General features: G+C 67.3%; 23 protein-coding genes. 7 read left to right on the plus strand and 16 right to left on the minus strand.

The annotated features are described in order from the left end of the window. Positions 1-219: 219 nt before the first annotated feature. Both N0K08_RS06025 and N0K08_RS06030 read left to right on the plus strand, forming a co-directional pair. Positions 220-1,386, plus strand: a complete 1,167-nt coding sequence (locus N0K08_RS06025; protein ID WP_261499172.1) for a DUF4382 domain-containing protein — start codon at positions 220-222, stop codon at positions 1,384-1,386. Between the two features lie 213 nt (positions 1,387-1,599). Further along, positions 1,600-1,845, plus strand: a complete 246-nt coding sequence (locus N0K08_RS06030) for a hypothetical protein (RefSeq protein ID WP_261499173.1) — start codon at positions 1,600-1,602, stop codon at positions 1,843-1,845. On the opposite strand, the gene N0K08_RS06035 is transcribed toward N0K08_RS06030, so the two are convergent. Beyond that, entirely contained in the window at positions 1,846-2,730 is an 885-nt protein-coding gene (locus tag N0K08_RS06035; RefSeq protein WP_261499174.1) for a DMT family transporter, read from the minus strand. 95 nt (positions 2,731-2,825) lie between these two features. Between N0K08_RS06035 and N0K08_RS06040 the strand changes: the two genes are divergently transcribed. Beyond that, on the plus strand, positions 2,826-4,163 hold the full coding sequence (locus N0K08_RS06040) for an aminotransferase-like domain-containing protein (protein WP_261499175.1): 1,338 nt from the start codon (positions 2,826-2,828) through the stop codon (positions 4,161-4,163). A gap of 64 nt (positions 4,164-4,227) precedes the next feature. Further along, positions 4,228-5,118: an ion transporter gene (locus tag N0K08_RS06045; RefSeq protein WP_261499176.1), complete on the plus strand. Its 891-nt coding sequence runs from the start codon at positions 4,228-4,230 to the stop codon at positions 5,116-5,118. 143 nt (positions 5,119-5,261) lie between these two features. Here the strand turns inward: N0K08_RS06045 and N0K08_RS06050 are convergent, their stop codons facing one another. After that, positions 5,262-5,870 (minus strand): hypothetical protein, encoded by a 609-nt coding sequence (locus N0K08_RS06050; RefSeq protein WP_261499177.1) that lies wholly within the window; start codon positions 5,868-5,870, stop codon positions 5,262-5,264. 202 nt (positions 5,871-6,072) lie between these two features. Between N0K08_RS06050 and N0K08_RS06055 the strand changes: the two genes are divergently transcribed. Then, positions 6,073-6,573, plus strand: a complete 501-nt coding sequence (locus N0K08_RS06055) for an OmpA family protein (protein ID WP_261499178.1) — start codon at positions 6,073-6,075, stop codon at positions 6,571-6,573. 98 nt (positions 6,574-6,671) lie between these two features. Next, positions 6,672-7,775 carry a YcjF family protein gene (locus N0K08_RS06060; protein ID WP_261499179.1) on the plus strand — a complete coding sequence of 368 codons (1,104 nt, stop codon included), beginning with the start codon at positions 6,672-6,674 and terminating at the stop codon, positions 7,773-7,775. Positions 7,776-7,960: 185 nt separating this feature from the next. Here the strand turns inward: N0K08_RS06060 and N0K08_RS06065 are convergent, their stop codons facing one another. From N0K08_RS06065 to N0K08_RS06080, 4 genes are all read right to left on the minus strand, one after another. Further along, complete coding sequence (locus N0K08_RS06065) at positions 7,961-9,367, minus strand: phospholipase D-like domain-containing protein (RefSeq protein ID WP_261499180.1); 1,407 nt, start codon at positions 9,365-9,367, stop codon at positions 7,961-7,963. A gap of 69 nt (positions 9,368-9,436) precedes the next feature. Further along, positions 9,437-10,120 carry a prephenate dehydratase domain-containing protein gene (locus N0K08_RS06070; protein WP_261499181.1) on the minus strand — a complete coding sequence of 228 codons (684 nt, stop codon included), beginning with the start codon at positions 10,118-10,120 and terminating at the stop codon, positions 9,437-9,439. Continuing rightward, a complete protein-coding gene (arsC, locus tag N0K08_RS06075) occupies positions 10,117-10,485 on the minus strand; it encodes an arsenate reductase (glutaredoxin) (protein WP_261499182.1) in 369 nt (122 codons plus the stop codon). The genes N0K08_RS06070 and arsC overlap by 4 nt, the downstream gene beginning before the upstream one ends. Positions 10,486-10,506: 21 nt before the next feature. Then, positions 10,507-12,258, minus strand: a complete 1,752-nt coding sequence (locus tag N0K08_RS06080) for an ABC transporter permease (RefSeq protein WP_408642909.1) — start codon at positions 12,256-12,258, stop codon at positions 10,507-10,509. Between the two features lie 23 nt (positions 12,259-12,281). On the opposite strand from N0K08_RS06080, the gene N0K08_RS06085 reads away from it, so the two are divergent. Further along, positions 12,282-13,349 carry an ABC transporter ATP-binding protein gene (locus tag N0K08_RS06085; protein WP_261499184.1) on the plus strand — a complete coding sequence of 356 codons (1,068 nt, stop codon included), beginning with the start codon at positions 12,282-12,284 and terminating at the stop codon, positions 13,347-13,349. Positions 13,350-13,494: 145 nt separating this feature from the next. Here the strand turns inward: N0K08_RS06085 and N0K08_RS06090 are convergent, their stop codons facing one another. The 10 genes from N0K08_RS06090 to N0K08_RS06135 all read right to left on the minus strand — a co-directional run bounded on the left by N0K08_RS06090 (position 13,495) and on the right by N0K08_RS06135 (position 22,231). Then, the gene (locus tag N0K08_RS06090; protein WP_315967988.1) at positions 13,495-14,256 is read right to left on the minus strand and encodes an amino acid ABC transporter ATP-binding protein; all 762 of its coding nucleotides are present in this window, start codon (positions 14,254-14,256) and stop codon (positions 13,495-13,497) included. A 12-nt stretch (positions 14,257-14,268) separates the two neighbouring features. Continuing rightward, positions 14,269-15,372 carry an amino acid ABC transporter permease gene (locus N0K08_RS06095; protein ID WP_261499185.1) on the minus strand — a complete coding sequence of 368 codons (1,104 nt, stop codon included), beginning with the start codon at positions 15,370-15,372 and terminating at the stop codon, positions 14,269-14,271. Next, positions 15,369-16,409, minus strand: coding sequence for an amino acid ABC transporter permease (locus tag N0K08_RS06100; protein WP_261499187.1), 1,041 nt, complete (start codon positions 16,407-16,409; stop codon positions 15,369-15,371). The genes N0K08_RS06095 and N0K08_RS06100 overlap by 4 nt, the downstream gene beginning before the upstream one ends. Beyond that, positions 16,406-17,425, minus strand: a complete 1,020-nt coding sequence (locus N0K08_RS06105; RefSeq protein WP_261499188.1) for an amino acid ABC transporter substrate-binding protein — start codon at positions 17,423-17,425, stop codon at positions 16,406-16,408. The genes N0K08_RS06100 and N0K08_RS06105 overlap by 4 nt, the downstream gene beginning before the upstream one ends. 205 nt (positions 17,426-17,630) lie before the next feature. Then, positions 17,631-18,389, minus strand: a complete 759-nt coding sequence (locus N0K08_RS06110; protein WP_261499189.1) for a lysophospholipid acyltransferase family protein — start codon at positions 18,387-18,389, stop codon at positions 17,631-17,633. Continuing rightward, on the minus strand, positions 18,382-19,677 hold the full coding sequence (locus N0K08_RS06115) for a dihydroorotase (protein WP_261499190.1): 1,296 nt from the start codon (positions 19,675-19,677) through the stop codon (positions 18,382-18,384). Before N0K08_RS06115 ends, N0K08_RS06110 begins: the two co-directional genes overlap by 8 nt. A 4-nt stretch (positions 19,678-19,681) precedes the next feature. Further along, on the minus strand, positions 19,682-20,644 hold the full coding sequence (locus tag N0K08_RS06120; protein ID WP_261499191.1) for an aspartate carbamoyltransferase catalytic subunit: 963 nt from the start codon (positions 20,642-20,644) through the stop codon (positions 19,682-19,684). 2 nt (positions 20,645-20,646) lie between these two features. After that, positions 20,647-21,165, minus strand: coding sequence for a bifunctional pyr operon transcriptional regulator/uracil phosphoribosyltransferase PyrR (gene pyrR / locus N0K08_RS06125; protein ID WP_261499192.1), 519 nt, complete (start codon positions 21,163-21,165; stop codon positions 20,647-20,649). Next, the gene (gene ruvX / locus N0K08_RS06130; protein WP_261499194.1) at positions 21,162-21,635 is read right to left on the minus strand and encodes a Holliday junction resolvase RuvX; all 474 of its coding nucleotides are present in this window, start codon (positions 21,633-21,635) and stop codon (positions 21,162-21,164) included. The genes pyrR and ruvX overlap by 4 nt, the downstream gene beginning before the upstream one ends. Then, complete coding sequence (locus N0K08_RS06135; protein WP_261499195.1) at positions 21,632-22,231, minus strand: YqgE/AlgH family protein; 600 nt, start codon at positions 22,229-22,231, stop codon at positions 21,632-21,634. Before N0K08_RS06135 ends, ruvX begins: the two co-directional genes overlap by 4 nt. Positions 22,232-22,236: the final 5 nt, after the last annotated feature.

Genomic DNA, 22,236 nt, shown 5'->3' on the forward strand with positions numbered 1-22,236 from the left:
CGCACGCCGCAAGGGGTTGCACTGCGGGGTTGCACTGCGGGCTTGCACTGCGGGCTTGCATTGGGAGCTTGCAGAGCTGTAACGCCTCTTACACCAACTGACGCGCAATCGGCGTCATCCTACATTGGTCGGGAGCTTGCGACTCTTATCCTCCCGCTGAGAAAAACCAAGAACCGCGCGCTGTGATCCAGCAGCGTGCCTACCCCACAGACATCCATCATGCAAATCCTTAAACCTCTGAAATTCACCATGGGCGCGGCCCTGCTGGCCGGCCTGGCTGCCTGTGGCGGCGGTGGCGGCGGCAGCAGCTCCGCGGACAGCGGCACGCTGCGCCTGGCAATGACCGATGCGCCCAGCTGCGGCTATGACTCCGTCCATGTGACCGTCAACAAGGTCCGGGTCCACCAAAGCAGCAGCGCCAGCGACACCGATGCCGGATGGTCCGAGATCGTGCTGAACCCCGCGCGCAGGGTCGATCTGCTGGGCCTGACCAATGGCGTGCTGCTGGAGCTGGGACAAATCCCCCTGCCCCCGGGCAAGTACACCCAGATGCGTCTGGTGCTGGCCGACAACGATGCGGGACAGCCATTCGCCAATGCCGTCATGCCCACCGGTGGCAAGGAAGTGGCGCTGAAGACGCCGAGCGGCCAGCAATCGGGCGTCAAGACCAATATCAACATCGATATCGCCGCCAACAAGATGGCCGATTTCGTGCTGGACTTCGATGCCTGCAAATCCGTGGTGCAGGCCGGCGCGTCCGGCCAGTACCTGCTCAAGCCGGTGGTGACGGTCATTCCGCGCTACATCTCCGGCATTCAAGGTTATGTCGATCCCTCGGCCGGTGCCGGCGTCACCCAGGTGTCGCTGCAGCTCAATGGCACGATCGTCAAGGCCACCGTGCCTGACATCACGGGCCGGTTCCTGCTGCAACCCGTGGCTCCCGGCAATTACACGCTGGTCATGAGCACCCCTGGGCGCACCACCGCCGTGGTCACGGGCGTCCCCGTGGCGACGGAAACCGTGACATCGCTGACCAGCGCTGTCACCCCCATCCTGCTGCCGGCATCGGCGAGCGCAAGCGCCACGGGCACGGCTCCGACGGACACCTGGGTGCGCGCCCTGCAGCCGCTCGTTGCAGGCCCCGTGGAGATCAACGCCCAGTACGTGAACAGCGTCACTGGCGCATACGCCTTCTCGCTGCCGGTCAACGCCCCGCTGGTGGCCGCCTATGCCGCAGCGCCTGCACCGCTGGTGTTCTCGCCCTACGCCCCCGCCACCGGTCAGTACTCGTTGCGTGCCAGCCTGCCAGGCTTCACCGACAAGCAAGCCACGCTGCCCCAGCTCACCGCCGGCGGCTCCGTCACGACGAATTTCACCTTCCCGTGAAGCCGGGCGCACAGCGCTGACGGGCAAGGCAGCGCCAGCGCCTTCCCGCCCAGGGGCCGCCATGTGCGGCCCCTTTTCATTGACTGGCCGAAACAGCGATCCGGCATATCCCCTGCGACGCAGGCAACTGGCTGCCGCCCGCTCATTCCGCAGGCACAATCGGAGCCGCGCGCTGCCGCTCGGCCCCCTCTTTACTCTTCGTTCTTTTCATCCATGCCCGCCACCGAAATCACCGTAACATCCGCCGGCAAAGTCGCAGGCCAGGAACTGCTCGTCCCTACGGGCGAGGAAGGCGCGCACTTCGCCCACATCCAGGACTGGCTCACGGCCCAACTCAAGGCCAAGAAAACCGTGCGCGATGTGAGCCAGAAAGTGCTGGTCAAAGGCATCAAGCAGTGGGCGGTCTACGAAGGCAAGTCGGGCGGAAAGCCCGTGCGCTGGGTATTCAAGATCACCTGATCAGCGCGCGGTCGCCAGCGCCGGCTGGGCGAATTTCTTCGCGCCGATGACGCACAGGATCACGGCCAGCGTCACGCCCACCATGCCCGGGCTGACGGCTTCGTGGAGCAGGCTGGCGGCCAGCGCCAGGCCGAAGAAAGGCTGCAGCAATTGCAGCTGGCCCACGGCCGCAATGCCGCCTTGCGCCAGGCCGCGATACCAGAACATGAAGCCGATCAACATGCTGAACAGCGAGACATAGGCCAGACCCAGCCAGGCCGGAGCACCGACCGCGGCCAGATTCGCCGGCCATTGCACCACCGCGAGCACCAGCATGGCCGGCAGCGACAGCACCAGCGCCCACGAAATCACCTGCCAGCCGCCCAGCGCCCGGGAGAGCTTGGCCCCTTCCGCGTAACCCATGCCGCAGACGGCGATGGCCAGCAGCATCAGCAGATCGCCGCGCCAGGAGGCCGACAGACCTTGCGCCGCGGCAAAGCCCATGACCAGGGCGCTGCCCAGCAGCGAGAAGAACCAGAACGAGGGCCGCGGCCGTTCACCGTCGCGCAGCACGCCAAAAATGGCCGTGGACAGCGGCAGCATGCCCAGAAACACCATCGAATGCGCCGAAGTCACCTGCTGCAAGGCTAGCGCCGTGAGCAGCGGAAAGCCCAGCACCACGCCCACGGCCACCACCGCCAGCGAACGCCACTGGCTGGGCGTGGGGAATTGCTGGCGCAGCAGCAGCAAGGCGCACAGCGCCAGCAGCCCGGCAATGCCGGCGCGCGCGCCGGTGAGGAACAAGGGGTCGAGGTCCATCACCGCCACGCGCGTGGCGGGCATGGAGCCGCTGAAGATCAGCATGCCGATGAAGCCATTGCCCCATCCGCTCGATGTTTTACCCATGATGTGCTTTCTCGCTTTGGAAGGCCGGTTGGAAAGCGTTGATGCTAGGGAGGTACATCAATACAATCAAATAATTGTCATGGATACACTGAGCTATGCCCCCCACCCGCTACAAGCTGCTGGTTGACCAGCTGTCCGAAGACATACGCTCAGGCCGTCTGCCGCCCGGCACCCGCCTGCCCCCGCACCGGCAGCTGGCAGCGCGCGAAGGCCTGGCGCTGGTGACGGCCACGCGCGTCTATGCCGAGCTCGAAGCCATGGGGCTGGTCAGCGGCGAGCAGGGCCGGGGCACGTTCGTCAAGGAGACCGCCTTGCACGCGGGCCAGAGCCTGGATCTGCACAGCGCGGCCGCGGACATGGTCGACCTGAGCTTCAACTACCCTTCCCTGCCCAGCCAGGCCGAGTTGCTCCGCTCCGGCCTGCGCCAGCTGGCGACTTCGGGCGATCTGGAGGCCTTGCTGCGCTACCAGCCGCACGCCGGCCGCATGTACGACCGCATGACGGTGGCGCGCCACCTGCTGCGCCGCGGCCTGAGCGTGCCGGCCGAGCAGGTGCTGCTGGTCGACGGCGCCCAGCACGGCCTCGCAACCACGCTGATGGCGCTGCTGCAGCCCGGCGATGTGGTGGCCGTCGATGCGCTCACCTACCCGGGCTTCCGGCTGGTCGCGCAGACCCAGCATCTGGAGCTCGCGCCCATTCCCGCCGCGGGCGCTGGCCCCGATCTCGATGCGTTCGAGAAGCTCTGCCAGCAACGCAATGTGCGGGCCATCTACACCATGCCCACGCTGAACAACCCGCTGGGCTGGGTGATGGATCTGCAGCGCCGGCAGGCGCTCGTGGCGATCGCGCGCAAGCATGGCGTGGTCATCATCGAAGACGGTGCCTATTCTTTTCTCGTCGAAGATCCGCCGCCGCCGCTGGCCATGCTCGCGCCGGAGTGCACGGTCTACGTTTCTGGCTTCTCCAAGAACGTGGCCGCGGGCCTGCGTGTGGGCTTTGTCGCCGCCCCCCTGCCCTGGGTGCGAAAAATGGAACGCGTCATTCGCGCCACCATCTGGAACACACCCGGCGTGATGACGGCCCTGGTCAGCAACTGGGTTGACGACGGCACGGTGGCGCGGCTGGAAGAAGAAAAGCGCCGGGACGCGAAGCAGCGCCAGCAGCTGGCGGCCCAGGTGCTGGGGCCGCTCAGGCGCGTAGGCCACCCTGCATCCTATTTCGTCTGGCTGCCGCTGGCCGAAGAGGTGCGCGCCGACCAGGTGGCGATGGCGCTGGAGCGCGCGCAGGTGTCCGTTTCCACGGCCGAGCCCTTTGCCACCGGTTCGCATGTGCCGCATGCCATCCGCCTGGCCCTGGGTTCGGTGGCGCCCGACGCACTGCGCCAGGCCCTGGCCAAGGTGCGCAAGGCCATCGAAGACCATACGGACTGTTAGCCCCTGGGGCCGAGGCCGCACAATGCAGGCAGCCGCCCTCCGGTGACCACCTGCCCCGAACTCCATGCGCCTGTTTGCCTCTCTCCCCTCTTTTTTCCGCGACAACTACCCGTCCGCCGAACGCCTGGGCGTGCCCGTGGCACGCTGGCGGCAAAGCATTTACCGCACGGTGTTCGAAACGAACACGCCGCTGGGCAAGACGTTTGAACGCTACCTGACGCTGGCCATTTTGCTGAGCCTGTGCGTGGTGGTCGTGCACAGCATTCCGGGCACGGCCGAAGGCTGGCGCGGCTACCTGCTGCGCGGACTGGAGTGGATCTTCACGCTGGCCTTCACGGCGGAGTACGGACTGCGGCTGATTTCGGTGCGCAAACCCTGGCGCTACGCGCTGAGCTTCTACGGCATCGTCGACCTGCTGTCCATCATTCCGGCCTATCTGGCGGTGTTCTTTCCGGACGCCCAATTCCTCGCCGCGATACGCGCGCTGCGCCTGGTGCGCACCTTCCACATCTTTCCCGCGCTGCACGGCTTTCTCAGCGAGTACCTGATGCTGGCCCGCGCGCTGCAGGCCAGCGCCCGCAAGATCTTCGTGTTTCTCAGCGTGGTGGCGATGATCGTGCTGGTGATGGGCACGCTGATCTTCGTGATCGAAGGGCCGGAGCATGGCTTCACCAGCGTGCCCATGGGCATTTACTGGGCGATCTCCACCGTCACCACCGTCGGCTATGGCGACGTCACGCCCGCCACCCCGATGGGACGCTTCTTCGCGTCGGTGATGATGCTGTTGGGCTGGGGCATCGTGGCCGTTCCCACGGGCATCGTGGGCGCGGAAATCTCGCGCAACGGCACCAAGGCGCGCATGAAAGGCGTGGAGTGCGATACCTGCGGCGAAAACCGGCACGAGGACGACGCACGTTTTTGCCGCCGCTGCGGCACGAGGCTGCAATCCACGTAACTGGCGCGCTCCAGCTCAGGGGCACCCAGCGAGGGCCGCCCCGCAGCGACGGTGCCGCCCCTAGCCGGGCGCCCCCCTCCACCGAAGGATGAGAGGGGAAAAACGGGGCCCGCCTAGGGCAAAGCGGCTCAGGGGGGGCTGCCTTACAGCATCGTGTCGCGCTGCTGCTCGGCGCGCGCGGCGCCGATCGCGGTATCGACCTGGCGCTGCTCTTCAGGCGGCGGCAGCACGGCCGGCAGGCCCAGGCCCTGCAAGGCCAGCTCGCGATACCAGCCCTTGCTGTGGTACAGGTGGTGGTCTTCGTCCTGCTCCACCCGTGCGTGCGCTTCCTCGAGCAACTGGGCCTCACGCCCACTGGCGGCGGCTGCCACCTGACCCAGCAATTCCCAGTTGGCATGGTCCTTGGTCTCGGCGTGCAACACGCATTCACACGCCACCAGTTCGGCGGCTTCCGGCGTGCCATCGGTCGTCGCCAGCTCTATGGTCTGGACCAGCGCCTGGCCGATGTGCCGGACCACATCCCGGGACGCCGTGCGTTCGCTGGAATTCAGCCCCAGGTCCTCGCACAGGGTCAACAGCACGTTGTAGTGGCTCTGGGTTTGCGCCAGGTACTCCTGCCACTCCTTTTTCAGGTCGGGATTGCGGGCGACGTTGATGGCTTTTTGATAGACCTTCGCTCCGGCCTGTTCGGTTTCCAGCATTTGCAGCAACAAGTCCTTGAGCTGCACTTCGTCATACGTTTGCTTGGCCATGGCGGTTCCCTTTGCGAAGGTGAATGAAAAGAAGAACCCATGGTGAATCCAGTTGGCAGAACGCCACTGTAGGCACCCCCCCTGTCGCCAAGCCGGCAGCTGCCACTGGAAGTGCGCCAGGCCGGCCCACTACAATCGGGCCATCGCGCGCCCTGGGCGCGCAGCCCTTTCTTCATTTCACATTCCAACGGGAGTTCTTGACATGTCTACCTCTGACGACGACAGCCAGCAGCGTTTTGCCCTCGGTTTCTTGTTTGCCTTGATTGCCCTGGTGGTTTCCACCGTGGTCGGCGTCGTGGTCTACCAGCGCGGCATCAAGAGCCCCGAAGCCACCATCATCGAAGTGCCGGTGCAAGGCGTGATCGTGATCGACGAAGCCCTGGTGCGCGTGGACAACGGCGTGGTCAAGTTCTTCTTCGCCACCGGCAAGGCCGATGTCGCCATCGGCGGCAATGAAGCCCTGGCCGACGTCGTGCGCGGCGTGATGAACGGCAAGCACGCCCGGATTTCCGGCTTCCATGACGCCACGGGCGATGCCGCGGCGAACATCGAACTGGCCAAGCAGCGCGCTCTGGCCGTGCAGGCCACCTTGTTCGCGCTGGGCGTGGACAAGGACATGGTGGAGCTGAAGAAGCCCGAGAGCTCCCAGGCCAGCGGCAGCAATGCCGAAGCCCGGCGCGTTGAAGTGGTTCTGATCGACTGATCCAGCCCACGCAAAATAACCGGCGGTCTGCAAAGGCCAGCCGGTTTTTTTATGCCCGTGCAGGTTGAAAATACCTTTCCGCTCGATACCTGAACGCCATGCCATCTTCCGCCTTTTCCCGCCTGCTGCTGGGCCTTTCCCTGCTGTTTCTCGCCTACCTGGGCCTGTCGGTCGTGGCCATGCTCACCCAGCTGGCCGACGCCGCCGATCGGCTGTACCTGGGCGCGGGCCAATGGGTGTTCTGGAGCCTGCTGGCGCTGGTGACGGGGCTCGTTGCCTGGCCCACGCTGCAACTGCTGCGACTGCCCGCGGCACTGCGCTACCCCGACAGTGACGACCCGCAAGTCCTGGCCCGCTACCAGCAGCGCCTGCAAGCCAGTCTGCAGCGCAACCCGCTGCTGGCCGACCTGCCCCTGACCGATGACGCTGCGCTGGCCCTAGCACTGGCCCGGCTCAAGCAGCTGGCCGATGCGGAAGTGCGCAACGTCGCCGCCAGCGTGCTGGCCAGCACGGCCCTGCTGCAAAACGGCCGACTCGACGGTCTGATCGTGCTCGCCAGCCAGATCCGGCTGGTCTGGCGCGTGGCGCGCATCTACGGTCTGCGGCCTTCGCTCGGCCAGATCAGCTACCTCTACAGCCAGGTCGGGGCCTGCATGCTGATTGCCTCCAGCCTCGACGACATGGACTTTGCCGAACTCAGCGCGCCCATCGTCCAGGCCGCCACGCCGTCGGCGCTGGCCAGCATTCCCGGCCTCGGCGGCCTGGGCCATCTGCTGATCAACAGCCTGGCCTCGGGCTCGGCAAATGCCTTTCTGACGCTGCGCGTAGGCCTGGTGGCGCAAGCCTATTGCGCGCCGCTGCACGCGCCGGACCGGGCTGCCGTGCGCCAGGGCGCGACCCGCCAGGCCGTGGCCATGCTGGGCCAGATCACACGCGACTGCGGCACGCAGATCACCCAGGCCGTGCACAACCGCATCAAGGAATCCCTGCAGCAGACCGCCCAGGCCACCGTGGACAGCGTGAAGTCCGCTGCCCAGGGCCTGGGCCAGGCCACACGTTCTGCGGCGCAGCAGGTGAAGCAAGCCGGCCTGGCCGCGGCCGACAGCACGCTGGACGCGGCCGACGCCGTGCGACGCGGCACCCGCAACCAGTGGCAGTCGGCCGTGCAGGCGATCAAGGGGCCGGCCGACAAGGAAGATTGAGGGCGAAGCGGCAAAGCCGCAGGTGGTATTTCCTTGCAGCGCGTGCACGACCCACAGCCCATGAAACTGGCGTACCCCAGCAAAGGGACACCGAGCAAGGGCCGCCCCGCAGCGATGGGGTCGTCCCCCTCAGGGGGAAGACGGGGCGCGCCTAGCGCGAAGCGGCTCAGGGGGTGCCCCGATTCCTAGAGTTGAAAACCGACGGTGCGCACCATGCCTTCGAAAATGTCACGCGGCCAGGAGGGCTGGCGGCTGACATAGGGCTGGGCCAGGGCCAGCTGGGCCGCGTGCCAGTCCTGCAGCCACCGCACCTGGGACTGGCCGTAGAACGCCGTCATGGCCTCGTAGTTCAGGAACAGGCTGCGCGCATCGAGGTTCAGCGAGCCGCACAGCGCCCATTCCCCGTCGACCACCACGCATTTGGCATGCAGCATGGTCGGCAGCAGATGGATTTCGGCGCCGGCCTGGGCCAGTTGGCGCAGGGCACGCTCACGCGCCCAGTCGGCCAGCCGGTGGTTGGAGCGCCGCGGCAGCAGCAGCCGCAAGCGCACGCCGCGCCGGCAGGCCAGGCTCCAGGCCGCGAGCAAGGCATCGTCGGGCACAAAGTACGGCGTCACCGCGATGATGCTTTCCCTGGCCTGGAACGCGGCCGACAGCAGCAGCGCATGCACCGTATCGTCGGCGTGGTCGGGGCCGCTGGGAATCCATTGCGCCCAGGCCTGGTCCGGGCCTGGCGGCAGTGCCGCGGGCGAGGCCACCAGCCGGCGTCGTCTGCGCCGGATGCTGCCGGGCGCGGCGCGCCAGTCGGCATCGAACTGGGCCAGCGCCTGGGCGGCCAGCGGGCCTTCGACGACAAAGCTCAAGTCGACCCAGGCGGGCTGGCCCGCCTTGCCGACAAAGTACTCGTCGGCCAGGTTGCGCCCGCCGCTCCACAGCCGCTGCCCATCGGCGACCACCAGCTTGCGGTGGTTGCGCAGGTTGCTGCGTCCATACAAGGGGTTGTGCAGCAAGGGCATGAAATGGCGCACGACGATGCCCACGCTGCGCAAGTCCTGCAGCAGCGTGCGCGGCGTTTTCAGGCTGCCGACGGCGTCGATCAGCACGCGCACGCGCACGCCGCGCGCCACACAGCGATGCAAGGCCTGCGCCACCTGCTGGCCCGTGGCATCGCCGCCCAGCACGTAGGTGCTCAGCACCAGTTGCTGGCGTGCACTGTCCATGGTCGCGATCAGCGCCGCCAGCGACTCCGGGCCGCTGGACTGGAAAACGGCACTGGCATTGCGCATGGCCTCCGGCAGGTCCAGCGCGCGCAGCAGGCGGGTCACCCATTCGGGCGCGCCCTGATCACTCAGCGCCGGCAGCGGCAAGCTCGCAGCGTGCCGCTGCAGAGGACGCGAGAATTTGCGGCTGCCCAGCAGCAGAAACAGCGGCAGCGCACCGTAGGGAAAGGCGATCAGCGCCACCACCCAGGCCAGGGCCGCGGATGGATGGCGGCGCTGCTGGCCGATGCGCGTGGCCACCAGATAGACCAGCAGACTGGCAATCACCACAATGCTGTGGCCCAGGCCGGAAAGCAGTGCAAGCCGGGTCATGCAACGGGTTCTCTGGGCAGCAGGTTCATGCTCCCAGCATAGCGCCATGGGCTTGCGCTGTCGCGCCGCTCAATGCGACAGCGAAAACCCCGGGTCGGCATAGTCCTGCGGCGCGCCGTACGCGAGCAGCCACCAGCGGGTTTCGTTGTGCGGGCCCTGCTCTATGCCGCCCCGCAGCACGGCCAAGCCATGCAGCGCAGCCGCCAGCGCCGGCCCCAGGCAGGCCAGGGCTTGATCCTGCGATGCAGCCACCTGCTGCGCCGCCGCGCCGGCCGAATCGCAGGGCCGCTGCGGCAGGCCAGGCAGATGCTGCGCAAGCCAGGGCTGGGCTTCCTGCAAGGCCACGGGGTGGGCGCAGACGGCCTGCAATGCCTCCAGCGCCACGCCCGGGCGCGCCATCAGGCTGTAGCCGATCTGCAGCCGGCATTCACCGACCACTTGCAGCGCATGCGTCGCGTCCCGGCCCTGCGCCAGCAATGCCAACACCTGCGGCAGATACGGCGTGGCGCCGACCAGGGAAGTGCTCACGGGCAGACAGACGGCATCGACCTGGCCCTGCTGCAAGGCCTGCAGCGCTTCGGGCGCGGCCAGGGGCAGCAGTTCAGGCCCCGGCTCCAACCCTGCCGCTTGCAACCATTGCAGGCAGGCCTGGTGGGTCCAGGTGCCGGGCGGGCCCAGATAGGCCAGGCGCTGGCGGGCACCGCGCAGCCGCTCGGGCCAGGGCGAATACACGCCAGGCGCCGAGAGGCTCATGCCGGCAGCAGCGCCAGCACTTTCTCGGGCGGGCGACACAGGGCCGCGCCCCGCGGCGTGACCACGATGGGGCGGTTGAGCAAGCTGGGGTGAGCAGCCACGGCGGCGATCAGTTCGGCATCGCTCAGCGCCGGATTGTCCAGCTGCAGTTCGGCATAGACCGCCTCCTTGCTGCGCATCAGCTCGCGCACCGGCAGGCCCAACTGGCCGACCAGCGCAGTCAGCGCGGCTGCATCCAGCGGCTCAGCGATGTAGTCGACGATCTGCGGCTCTATGCCGCGCTCGCGGATCAACGCCAGCGCGCCGCGCGAATTGCTGCAGCGGCTGTTGTGATAAATGGTGACGGGGAATTGGGTCTGGCTCATGGCATGGCAGTGTACCCAGGCTCAACGGGAGCGCGAGCGCAAAGTGCGGCTGAGCATGATCACCGGCACCAGGCCCACGGCCACCAGCGCCAGCGAAGGCAAGGCGGCTTCGCCCAGGCGCTCGTCGCGCGCCAGCTGGTAGGCCACCACGGCCAGGGTGTCGCTGTTGAACGGGCGCAGCACCATGGTCGCGGGCAGCTCCTTCATCACGTCGACGAACACCAGCAGCGCCGCCGCGGCCGTCGAGCGTTTGAGCAGCGGCCAGTGCACGCGCGACATCAGCGCCCAGCTGCCCGTGCCCAGCATGCGCGCGGAGTCGTCCAGGCTCACGGGAATGCGCGCATAGCCGCTTTGCACCGACTGCAGCGCCACGGCGCTGAAGCGCACCAGATAGGCCCAGACAATGCCCACGGCCGTGGCCGTGATCAGCGAGGCCAGGCCCCAGTCGGGCGCTGCCGCCTGCAACCAGCCCACGGGCAGCAGCAGGCCGACGACGATCACCGCGCCGGGCACGGCATAGCCCAGGCTGACCAGCTGGACCACGCCACGCGTGACCGCATCCGGGCGGCGACGCACGGCGAACGCCAGCGCCAGCGCAATCACCACCGCCAGCACGGCGGTGATGCCCCCCAGGCGCACGCTGTTGAGCGCCCACTCCAGGAAGCGCGACCAGGGCAGCACCGACCAGTCGGCCGCCAATGGACGCAGCATGAAGAGCACGGGCGCGACAAAACCCATCAGCACCGGCAGCACGCAGACCAGCCAGGCCGCCACGCTGCGCCAGCCGCGCAGCTGCAAAGGCTGGGCCTCGGCGGAACTCGCGCGGCCCGCGCCGTTGGTGACAAAGCGCATGCGGCGCTGGGCGCGGATTTCCAGTTGCAGCAGCAGCACCACCAGCACCAGCAAGAAGGTGGCCAACTGGGCCGCGGCGATGCGGTTGTCCATGGACAGCCAGGCCTTGTAGATGCCGGTGGTGAAGGTCTGGATGCCGAAGTAGCTGACCACGCCGAAGTCAGCCAGGGTTTCCATCAGCACCAGGGCCACGCCCGCGGCCACGGCCGGGCGCGCCAGCGGCAGGGCCACGGCGGCAATGCGCCGGGACAGGGGTGCGCCCAGCAGCCGGGCGGCCTCCATCAGATGGGCCGCGCGCTCGCCCAGGGCCGTGCGCGCCAGCAGATAAATATAGGGATAGAGCGAAAAGACAAACACCCAGACCGCGCCGCCCAGGCTGCGCACTTCGGGCAGCAGCCGGCCTTCGAGTCCATAGGTCTCGCGCAGCCAGACCTGCAAGGGGCCGCTGAACTGCAGGAAGTCGGTATAGGCATAGGCCGTGACATAGGCCGGCATGGCCAGCGGCAGCAGCAGCACCCATTCCAGCGTGCGCCGCCCGGGGAAATCGAACAGCGTCACCGTGGCCGCCGCGGCCGTGCCGACCACCGCCGCGCCCACAGCCACCATCAGGCCCAGCCAGACCGTGGTCCAGACATAGCCGGGCAGCACCGTGGACGCCATTTCGCGCAGGATCGCGCCCGCGTCGGCATCCCCGCTGCCCCAGGGCAACCAGGCGGCGAAGACGGCAAGCACGGGCAAAGTGAGTACCAGCGCCAGGAAAACCAGGGGAAAGGCACGAAAGGCGGATGTGAAGCGGCGCAAGATGGAGCTCGGCTGGAGGGGAAAGCGCAGGAAGAAAGACGCCGTGAAGGCCCCAGGTCTGTGGCCGCATCCTTGGACGCGACGACAAGGGCCTTTCGTGCAAATGCGAATTCTAAGCATTTGCACCGCCCTACAATCGAGGAATGTTTCTCAAGGTCTCCCAACTCGGGGTGCGCTATGCCGGCCGCCCACAGGCCGCCGTCCAAGGCGTTTCACTGAATTTGAACGCCGGTGACATCGGCGTGCTCATCGGCCCGTCGGGCTGCGGCAAGACGACCTTGCTGCGCGCCGTGGCCGGGCTGGAGCCCGTGAGCAGCGGCGAAATCCGCTTGCAAGACCAGGTGGTGAGCAGCGCCAACACGGCCTTGCCGCCCGAGCAGCGGCGCATAGGCATGGTGTTCCAGGACTACGCGCTGTTCCCCCACCTGAGCGTGGGCGGCAACGTGGCTTTCGGCATACACCAATGGCGCAAGAGCGAGCAGGCGGCGCGCGTGGCCGAAGTGCTGGAGTTGGTGGGCCTCGAAGGCAGCGCCGAGCGCTATCCGCACGAACTCTCGGGCGGCCAGCAGCAGCGCGTGGCCCTGGCGCGCGCGCTGGCGCCGCGCCCGCAGCTGATGCTGCTGGACGAACCGTTTTCCAACCTCGACGTCGACCTGCGCGAGCGGCTGGCGCACGAAGTGCGCGGCATCCTCAAGGCTGCCGGCGCAACGGCGCTGTTCGTCACCCACGATCAGCTCGAAGCCTTTGCCATCGGCGACGTGATCGGCGTGATGAACGAAGGCCGGTTGCACCAATGGGACAACGCCTACACCCTCTACCACCGGCCGGCCACGCGCTTTGTCGCCGACTTCATCGGCCACGGCGTGTTCCTGCCCGCACAGCTGGTGATGCGTGACAACGGCGTGGTGGCCCAGACGCCGCTGGGCGACCTCAGCGACCTGGACGAATGCCCTCTGCCGTCGAGCTACCCCGACGGCGAATGCGACGTGCTGTTGCGCGCCGATGACGTGATCCATGTCGACGGCGCGCCGGTCAAGGCGCAGATCGTGCGCAAGTCCTTCCGCGGCTCGGAGTTTCTCTACACCCTGCGCCTGGCCAGCGGCCAGACCGTGATGGCCCATGTGCCCAGCCACCACAACCACGAGATCGGCGAGTGGGTGGGGATGGCGCTGCAGGTGGAGCATGTGGTGACGTTTCCAAGGGGGAAATAGCCCCCACGCTCCCCCACTTCGTGTGGGTCGCTGCCCCCCAAGGGGGCCGTCGCCGCCTTGGAGCGGCCCGGCGGCGGCGGGGTTCTCCCTCAGCGCACGCCCTGCCAGATCTACCGGCGCCCTCTGCTCGCGTTTCGGAGGGCCCCTACTTCCGCCCCAGCAACTTATCCAGAAACTGCTGCGCCCGCTCACTCTCAGGCCGTGAGAAGAAAGCCTCGGGCGCAGCCTGTTCGATGATCTGCCCCTGGTCCATGAACACCACGCGGTCGGCGACCGAGCGCGCGAATTCCATTTCGTGGGTCACGCAGACCATGGTGATGCCCTGGCCCGCGAGTTCGACCATCACGTCCAGCACTTCATGCACCATCTCGGGGTCGAGCGCCGAAGTGGGCTCGTCGAACAGCATGATTTGCGGCGCCAGGCACAGCGCGCGCGCGATCGCCACGCGCTGCTGCTGGCCGCCCGACAGCTGCAGCGGAAACTTGTGCGCCTGCTCGGCGATGTGCACGCGTTCGAGCTGCACCATGGCCTGGGCTTCGGCTTCGGCGCGCGCCATCTTGCCCACGTTGCGCGGCGCCAGCGTCAGGTTGTCCAGCACGCTCAGATGCGGAAACAGATTGAACTGCTGGAACACCATGCCCACGCTGCGGCGCACCTGCTGCACGGCCCGCTCGTCCTCGCGGCCTTCGACGCCCAGGGCCACGTCGCCCACGGTCAGGCGCCCTTGCTGGAATGGCTCTAGCGCATTGATGCAGCGGATCAGCGTGGACTTGCCCGACCCCGAAGGGCCGCAGACCACCAGGCGTTCGCCGCGCGCGATGTCGAGATCGATGTCGCGCAGCACATGAAACTCACGCCCGAACCATTTGTTCAGTTGTTCGAAGCGAACCATGGAGGTGTCTGGCATGCAGGTCTTCTTTCAACGGGCCTGGCTGCGCGCATGCCGCTGCTCTACCCACAGGCTGTAGCGTGACATGGCCGCACAGACCACAAAATAAATCGCGGTGATGAAGAGGTAGCCCTCCACCATGAAAGGACGCCAGACCGGGTCACCGCTGAGCGCCAGGCCCAGGGAGCCCGTGAGCTCGTACAGGCTCACGATGGTGATCAGCGAGCTGTCCTTGAAGATAGAGATGAAGCTGTTCATCAGCCCCGGCACCACGGCGCCCAGGGCCTGGGGCAGGACCACCAGGCGCTGGGTCTGCCACCACGAAAGGCCTATGCTGTTCGCGGCTTCGAGCTGGCCCTGGGGCACGGACTGCAGGCCGGCGCGCACGGTCTCGGCCAGGTAGGCGGCGGCGAACAGGGAAATGCCCAGCAGCACGCGCAGCAGCACATCGGGCGTCGCGCCCACGGGCAGGAACAGCGGGAACAGAAAGCTGGCCATGAACAACACGGAAATCAGGGGCACGCCACGCACCAGCTCCACCACCACCGCGCAGAGCACGCGGATCGCCGGCATGCGCGAGCGCCGGCCCAGCGCCAGCAGCACGGCCAGCGGGCAGGCCAGGACGATGGACAAGGTGGTGAGCATCAGCGTCAGCGGCAGGCCGCCCCAGCGCTCGGTAGGCACGGGCGTCAGGCCGGCCACGCCGCCCAGCATCAAGGCAAAGAACACGGCCCACACCAGCACCCAGGCCAGCAGCAACCAGCGGTTCCAGAAGCGCCGCATGCCGCTGGCCACGACCAGCAGCAGCAACAGGCCCGTGGCCAGCATGGGCCGCCACTGCTCTTCCAGCGGGTAGCGGCCGAACAGAATGAGGCGGTGCTTTTCGGTCACCACGCCCCAGCAGGCGCCCATGCCGCGCGCGGCCTGGCAGGCGTCGGCGTCGGCATGCCAGACGGCGCGCCACAACAGCCAGTCCAGCGCCCCGGGCAATGCCCACAGCGCCCAGGCCAGCAGGGCCAGCGTGGTCAGCGCACTGATCCAGCTGCCAAACAGTTCACGCCGCACCCAGGCCCGCACGCCACCCGCGCGCTGCGGCGGCGCACGCGCGGGAATCGGCGCATGCACCGTATTCATGCCGGCTCCCGTCTGGCCAGTTCACTGCGATGCAGCAGTGCCATCAGCCCGGCGGTCATCAGCGACAGGCACAGGTAGACCGCCATGACGATGGCAATGCATTCCAGCGCGCGGCCGGTCTGGTTCAGGCTGGTGTTGGCGATGGACACCAGATCGGGGTAGCCCACGGCCACGGCCAGCGAGGAATTCTTGGTCAGGTTCAGGTACTGGTTGGTCAGCGGCGGCGCCATGGTGCGCAGCGCCTGCGGGCCTATCACCAGCCACAGGGTCTGGCGCCGGCTCAGGCCTATGCTTTGCGCGGCCTCGATCTGGCCGCGCGGCACGGCGGCGATGCCGGCGCGCACCACTTCGGCAATGAAGGCTGCGGTGTAGAAGGTCAGGCCGGCCAGCACGGCCAGAAACTCCGGCGACAGCGCCGCGCCGCCTTCGATCGCAAAACCGCCGGGCACGGGCACGCTCCAGTGCCAGCCGCCCGCGCCATGCTCGGGAAACGGCAGCACCAGACCGGATTTGCTCAGGAAAACGATCTCCCGCCAGTTCCAGGCTTCGCTCGCATCGGGCAGATACTCCACCAGCAGCAGATACCAGACCAGCAATTGCACCAGCAGCGGCACGTTGCGGAACAGCTCCACATAGGCCCGGCTCAGCGCCCGCACCGGCAGGTTGCGCGAAAAACGCCCCAGGCCCACCAGCGCGCCCAGCAAGGTGCTGAGCACCACGCCCGCCACTGCCACGCGCAGCGTGTTGAGCAGGCCGACGAGAAACGCGCGCCAGTAGGTATCGGTGGACTCAAACGCAATCGGCTGCTCGCCAATGTCGAAACCCGCGGTCTGGCCCAGGAAATCCCAGCCGCTCTGGATGCCGCGCGCGGCCATGTTGGCCTGGGTGTTGTGCACCAGCCAGCCCAGAGCAGCGGCGATGCACAGCACGGCCAGCACTTGCCAGACCAGGGCACGCGTGGCCGGATGGTGCCAGGACCAGCCCGGCCGGGGCCTGGGCGGCGCGGGCCGCGCGGGAATCGGGGCCTGCAGGCTCATCGCACCGGCAAGGCGTAGAGCAGACCGCCCTGGTTCCAGAGCTTGTTCTTGCCGCGCGGCAGATCGACCGAGGTCTTCTCACCCACGTTGCGCTCGTACATTTCGCCGTAGTTGCCCACCGCCTTGATGGCCCGCACCAGCCATTCCTTGTCCAGGCCCAGCAGCTTGCCCGTGTCTTCGGTCTTGCCCAGCAGGCGGCCCACCACCGGGTCGGTGGTCTCGGCCTTCAGCTTGTCGACGTTGGCCTGGGTGATGCCGTTTTCCTCGGCTTCGATCAGGCCGTAGACCACCCAGCGCACGATGGCCAGCCACTCGTCGTCGCCGCGGCGCACCAGCGGGCCCAGCGGCTCCTTGGAGATCAGATCCGGCAGGATGACATGCTGCTTGGTGTCCTTGGCCTCCTTGGCGCGCACCGAGGCCAGGCCCGAAGCGTCGGTGGTATAGGCCTGGCAGCGGCCCGCAAAGTAGGCGGCGTTGGCGGCATCGAACTTGTCGAACACCAGGGGCTTGAGGTTGAGCTGGTTGATGCGCGAGAAGTCCGTGAGGTTCTTCTCCGACGTCGTGCCCGACTGCACGCACACCGTCGCGCCCTTGAGCTGCTTGGCGCTTTGCACCTTGGTCTTGGCCGGCACCATGAAGCCCTGGCCGTCATAGAACACGATGGCCGTGAACGCCAGGCCCATGGACGCATCGCGCGTCAGCGTCACCGAGGTATTGCGCGACAGCACGTCCACTTCGCCCGACTGCAGGGCGGTGAAGCGCTGCTGCGAGGCCAATGGCACCCATTTGACTTTCTTCGCGTCGCCCAGCAGCGCGGCGGCAATGGCCTTGCCCACGTCCACGTCCAGGCCCTTCCATTGGCCCTGGCTGTCGGCCGCGGAGAAGCCCGGCACGCCGCTGCTGATGCCCACCGTGATCTGGTCACGCTGCTTGATCGTGTCCAGCGTCTTGCCCGCATGGGCCGTAGTCACCGCGGCAAGAGCCAGGGCCAGCAGGGAAAAACGGGAAAATTTCATGGGTCCACCTGTAGCTGTGATGTGAAAAGCCGGGGGCAATCTGCCGCCTGCGCGTATGCCGCCTGCGCGTACGCCGCCTGCGCGCAGGGTAACGCATGTACCCTCCGCCAGGCTCGGGGCGAACGGATTCGGCCCAGCGCGCAAACCGCTAGATTAACGCGGTTTGGGGCCCACTCCATGTGCGAAAAACGACTAAGAACAAGCCCTAGGAATGCCGCAGCAGCTCGACTTCGGCTTGCAAGTCCCGTGCCCAGGTGCGGCGGTCGCGGCCCTGCGCGGTCTGCGGCGCGCCGTAGGTCACGCGCGCGATCAGGGCTGGCGCACTGAGCGTGCGCCACACCGAAGTCAGCAGCATGGTGTCCCCCGCATAGACCGGGGCCGTGCTGTCCACACCGCTGGCCGCATCGATGAAGCGCAGGCCCAGGGGCTGGATCGGCGCTCCGGCCTGTATCGCGGCTTCGATCAGATTCGGGCGAAACGGCAGCATTTCGCCCCCATCACTGGTCGTGCCTTCGGGAAACACGGCCAGCACGTCGCGCTGCGCCAGGGCATCGGCCATGGTCTTCACCATGCGCAAGGTGTCGCGGCGCGAGTTGCGGTCGATGAACAGCGTGCCCGCGGCACGCGCCAGCATGGCCACCACCGGCCAGGAAGCGACGTCGGATTTGGAAATGAAGCGGCAATGGCGCGCGGCGTGCAGCACCGGAATATCGAGCCACGACAAATGGTTGGCGACCAGCAGCACCGGGCCATTGAGCGGCGGCGTGCCCTGCACTTGCAGTTGCACGCCCAGACGCGGCAGCAGCCCCCTGGCCCAGGCCTGGACCAGGGCGTTGCGCTGCTCCATCGACAGGCGCGGAAAACGCCAGACAATGGTCCAGAGGCCATGCAGCAGATGGCCTGCAAGGCGCACCAGGCGCCAGCCGGCCCGCCCCCACGCGCCGCCGGCTTGCGGATCAGCCACGCTCGAAAGCGATATGGCCGGCGACCAGCGTGCAGCGCACCCGGGTCGGCAGTTCATAGCCGTTGAACGGCGTGCACTTGCCCTGGCTGGCCAGGGCGGTGGGCTCCACTTTCCAGTGGACCGCGGGATCGACGATGCACAGGTCGGCCACACCGCCTACCTGCAAGCGGCCCAGTTGCTGCTCGAGCTCGCCCAGCGCCGAGCCCAGCACGCGCGCGGGTGCGGACGTGATCACTTCGATGGCGCGCAGCAGCGGCACCTGCTGCGCCTGCGACCACTTCACGGCCAGCGACAGCAGCAGCTCGACTCCCGTGGCGCCGGGTTCGGCTTCGGCGAACGGCAACACCTTGGCGTCGTCATCGACGGGCGTGTGGTCGGAGACCAGCGCGTCGATGGTGCCGTCGGCCAGAGCGGCCGACAGCGCATCGCGGTCGCGCTGCTGGCGCAGCGGCGGGCTCAGGCGGGCGCTGCTGTCGAAGTAGCCGATGTCGGTGTCGGTCAGGTGCAGCGAGTTGATGCTCACATCGGCCGTCACGCTCAGGCCTTCGGCCTTGGCGCGGCGCACCAGCTCCACACCGGCGGCGCTCGACAGGCGGCACAGGTGCACGCTTGCCGCGGTGCCGCGGATCAGCTCGAAAATCGTGTGCAGGGCAATGGTTTCGGCCGCCACGGGCACGCCGGACAGGCCCATGCGCGTGGCCAGCGGACCGCTGGCGGCCACGCCCTTGCCCAGGTGCATTTCCTGCGGACGCAACCAGACCGTGTAGCCATAGGTGGCGGCGTATTGCAGCGCGCGCTGCAAGGTCTGGGTGCTGGTCAGCGGCACGTCGGCCTGGCCGAAGCCCACGCAGCCCGACTCGGTCAGCTCGTTCATTTCGGTGAGGATTTCACCGGCCAGGCCGCGCGTGAGCGCACCCAGCGGGAACAGCCGCGCCTGGTGCAGCTTTTCGGCGCGGAACTTGAGCATTTCCACCAGGCCCTGCTCGTCGAGCACCGGGTCGGTGTCGGGCGGGCAGACCAGGCTGGTCACGCCACCAGCCACGCTGGCCGCCATTTCGCTTTGCAGCATGCCTTCGTGTTCATGGCCGGGCTCGCGCAGGCGCACCGACAGGTCGACCAGGCCGGGCAGCACCCAGCAGCCCTGGGCGTCGATCACGCGATCGGGCGCGAAGTCCACGGGCTGTGGGCCGATGGCGGTGATGCAGCCCGCCGCAACGGCGATGTCGCAGATCTGGTCAAAGCCCCGGACCGGGTCCATGACGCGGCCGTTCTGGATCAATAGTTTCATGGTTTCAAGCCTCATTGCCGGCGACGATGGACATCACGGCCATGCGCACGGCAATGCCGAACGAGACCTGCGACAGGATCACGGCCTGGGGGCCGTCGACCACTTCGGAGTCGATTTCCACGCCGCGATTGATAGGCCCGGGGTGCATCACGATGGCGTCGGGCTTGGCCAGGCGCAGCTTTTCGGCCGTCAGGCCGAAAGCCTTGAAATACTCCTGACTGGAGGGCAGCAGCGCACCATTCATGCGCTCGTTCTGCAGGCGCAGCATGATGATCACGTCCGCGTCGCGAATGCCTTCTTCCAGCGTGTGGAACACCCGCACGCCCATTTGCGCCAGGTCGGTGGGCACCAGCGTGCGCGGGCCGACCACGCGCACTTCGGCCGCACCCAGGGTGGTGAGCGCATGGATGTCCGAACGCGCCACGCGCGAATGCAGCACGTCGCCGACGATGGCCACCGTCAAGTTGGAGAAATCCTTCTTGTAGTGGCGGATGGTGTACATGTCCAGCAGCCCCTGGGTGGGGTGGGCATGGCGGCCGTCACCGGCGTTCACCACGTGCACATGCGGGGCCACATGCTGGGCCACCAGATAGGGCGCGCCCGACTCGCTGTGGCGCACGACGAAGATGTCCGCGGCCATGGCCGACAGATTGGCGATGGTGTCGAGCAGCGACTCGCCCTTGCTGGCCGAGCTGCGCGCGATGTCGAGGTTGAACACGTCGGCCGACAGGCGCTTGGCCGCGATCTCGAAAGTGGTGCGCGTGCGCGTGCTGTTCTCGAAGAACAGGTTGAACACGCTCTTGCCGCGCAGCAATGGCACTTTCTTGACTTCGCGGTCGTTGACGCTGACGAAGTTGGCGGCGGTGTCGAGGATGTGCGTCAGGATGTCCTTGGACAGGCCTTCGGTGGACAGCAGGTGAATCAACTCACCGTTCTTGTTGAGTTGGGGATTGCGCTTGTACAGCACGGTCAGGCCTCTTGGATGCGGAAGTGGAAGATGCCGTTGTCGTCGCGCGCCAGCGCCAGCGACTGGGTGGGCGGCAGCGCGATGCGGGCGGCCGCGAAGTCGGCCTGAATGGGCAGCTCGCGCCCGCCGCGGTCGACCAGCACGGCCAGGCGCACGCAGCCCGGACGGCCGTAGTCATACAGCTCGTTGAGCACGGCGCGTATGGTCCGGCCGGTGTAGAGCACGTCGTCGAGCACCAGGATGTCGGCGCCGTTGACGTCGAAATCAATGCTGGTCTGGGCGCTGCTGGCCATGCCGCGCTGCGCGAAGTCATCGCGGTGCAGCACCGACGACAGCACGCTGGGCGAACCCGGCAAGTTCAAGTCCTTGTGCAGGCGCTCGACCAGCCAGGCACCACCCGAAGTGATGCCTGCCAGGCGCGTCGAGGCTCCCATGAGGCTGCGCACGCCGCGCAGCAGTTCACGGTACAGCGCCTCGGCGTCGAGCACCAGGCTGCCAGCTCCGGCAACGGGATCGTTCATGGAAGACTCCTCAAAAACTGTTCAAGAATGATGCAGGCCGAAGCAGCGTCGGCGTCGCGCGCGCCGCTGGCAATGGCTTCGGTGGTGCTGTAGCGCTCGTCGACTTCGAACACCTGCAGGCCGAAGCGCCCGCGCAGCTGGCGCCCGAACTTGAGCGCGCGGGCCGTGTTTTCGTGGGCCGCGCCGTCGGGATGGTAGGGCACGCCTATCACCAGCGCGTCGGGCTGCCACTCCTTGATCCGGGCCGCGACCTGCAGCATGCGCGCGTCGGCGCCTTCGGCCTTGATCGTCGGCTGGGGCGTGGTCAGGCCCATCATGCGGCTGCCGGTGGCCACGCCGGTGCGCTTGGTACCGAAGTCAAAAGCCAGAAAACTCTGGAAATGCGCGGGCACCACGGCGGGCGCGCGCACGGGCGCGGCTGCCCCATGCGCGTTGGCCGCGGCCGTGTCCTTGAGCGGTTCGGTGCTCATGCGTGCCCCACTTCCGGCGAAAGCGTCCAGGACTGCAGGCCCAGCAGGCCCAGGGCGCGGTCGTAGCGTTCGGCCACGGGCGCTTCAAAGATCAGCGCGACATCGGCCCCGACCGTGAGCCAGGCGTTTTCCGACAATTCGGACTCGAGCTGGCCTTCGCCCCACGAGGAATAACCCAGCGACACAAACACCCGGCGCGGACCGGCGCCGTTGGACAGGGCTTCGAGCACATCCTTGGAGGTGGTCATTTCCAGCCCCCCGGGAATGCTCATCGTCGAGGCATAAATGGATTCGTCGGTGGCAATGCCTTCAGCGACAAAGGCGTCGTGCAGCACAAAGCCACGGTCGGTCTGCACCGGGCCTCCCCGGTAGACCACGTCGGAGCGCAAGTCTTCGCGTCCGAGGGAAAGATCGATCTTGTCGAGCAGGCCTTCAAGGCTCAATGACATGGGCTTGTTGATAATCAAGCCCAAAGCGCCACGCTCACTATGCTCGCACAGGTACACCACGCTGCGCGAAAAGGACTCATCTTCGACGCCGGGCATGGCAATCAGAAAATGGTGCGTCAAGTTGATAGGCGCAGAATCAGCGGGCATTCTTC

This window comes from Acidovorax bellezanensis (assembly GCF_025421555.1).
GTDB lineage: Bacteria > Pseudomonadota > Gammaproteobacteria > Burkholderiales > Burkholderiaceae_C > Comamonas > Comamonas bellezanensis.

What these genes read in the sequence shown, in the direction of transcription:
- N0K08_RS06025 (WP_261499172.1), top strand. Translation starts at nt 220, where the DNA reads ATGCAAATCCTTAAACCTCTGAAATTCACCATGGGCGCGGCCCTGCTG.
- N0K08_RS06030 (WP_261499173.1), top strand. Translation starts at nt 1,600, where the DNA reads ATGCCCGCCACCGAAATCACCGTAACATCCGCCGGCAAAGTCGCAGGC.
- N0K08_RS06035 (WP_261499174.1), bottom strand. Translation starts at nt 2,730, where the DNA reads ATGGGTAAAACATCGAGCGGATGGGGCAATGGCTTCATCGGCATGCTG.
- N0K08_RS06040 (WP_261499175.1), top strand. Translation starts at nt 2,826, where the DNA reads ATGCCCCCCACCCGCTACAAGCTGCTGGTTGACCAGCTGTCCGAAGAC.
- N0K08_RS06045 (WP_261499176.1), top strand. Translation starts at nt 4,228, where the DNA reads ATGCGCCTGTTTGCCTCTCTCCCCTCTTTTTTCCGCGACAACTACCCG.
- N0K08_RS06050 (WP_261499177.1), bottom strand. Translation starts at nt 5,870, where the DNA reads ATGGCCAAGCAAACGTATGACGAAGTGCAGCTCAAGGACTTGTTGCTG.
- N0K08_RS06055 (WP_261499178.1), top strand. Translation starts at nt 6,073, where the DNA reads ATGTCTACCTCTGACGACGACAGCCAGCAGCGTTTTGCCCTCGGTTTC.
- N0K08_RS06060 (WP_261499179.1), top strand. Translation starts at nt 6,672, where the DNA reads ATGCCATCTTCCGCCTTTTCCCGCCTGCTGCTGGGCCTTTCCCTGCTG.
- N0K08_RS06065 (WP_261499180.1), bottom strand. Translation starts at nt 9,367, where the DNA reads ATGACCCGGCTTGCACTGCTTTCCGGCCTGGGCCACAGCATTGTGGTG.
- N0K08_RS06070 (WP_261499181.1), bottom strand. Translation starts at nt 10,120, where the DNA reads ATGAGCCTCTCGGCGCCTGGCGTGTATTCGCCCTGGCCCGAGCGGCTG.
- arsC (WP_261499182.1), bottom strand. Translation starts at nt 10,485, where the DNA reads ATGAGCCAGACCCAATTCCCCGTCACCATTTATCACAACAGCCGCTGC.
- N0K08_RS06080 (WP_408642909.1), bottom strand. Translation starts at nt 12,258, where the DNA reads ATGCTTAGAATTCGCATTTGCACGAAAGGCCCTTGTCGTCGCGTCCAA.
- N0K08_RS06085 (WP_261499184.1), top strand. Translation starts at nt 12,282, where the DNA reads ATGTTTCTCAAGGTCTCCCAACTCGGGGTGCGCTATGCCGGCCGCCCA.
- N0K08_RS06090 (WP_315967988.1), bottom strand. Translation starts at nt 14,256, where the DNA reads ATGCCAGACACCTCCATGGTTCGCTTCGAACAACTGAACAAATGGTTC.
- N0K08_RS06095 (WP_261499185.1), bottom strand. Translation starts at nt 15,372, where the DNA reads ATGAATACGGTGCATGCGCCGATTCCCGCGCGTGCGCCGCCGCAGCGC.
- N0K08_RS06100 (WP_261499187.1), bottom strand. Translation starts at nt 16,409, where the DNA reads ATGAGCCTGCAGGCCCCGATTCCCGCGCGGCCCGCGCCGCCCAGGCCC.
- N0K08_RS06105 (WP_261499188.1), bottom strand. Translation starts at nt 17,425, where the DNA reads ATGAAATTTTCCCGTTTTTCCCTGCTGGCCCTGGCTCTTGCCGCGGTG.
- N0K08_RS06115 (WP_261499190.1), bottom strand. Translation starts at nt 19,677, where the DNA reads ATGAAACTATTGATCCAGAACGGCCGCGTCATGGACCCGGTCCGGGGC.
- pyrR (WP_261499192.1), bottom strand. Translation starts at nt 21,165, where the DNA reads ATGAACGATCCCGTTGCCGGAGCTGGCAGCCTGGTGCTCGACGCCGAG.
- ruvX (WP_261499194.1), bottom strand. Translation starts at nt 21,635, where the DNA reads ATGAGCACCGAACCGCTCAAGGACACGGCCGCGGCCAACGCGCATGGG.
- N0K08_RS06135 (WP_261499195.1), bottom strand. Translation starts at nt 22,231, where the DNA reads ATGCCCGCTGATTCTGCGCCTATCAACTTGACGCACCATTTTCTGATT.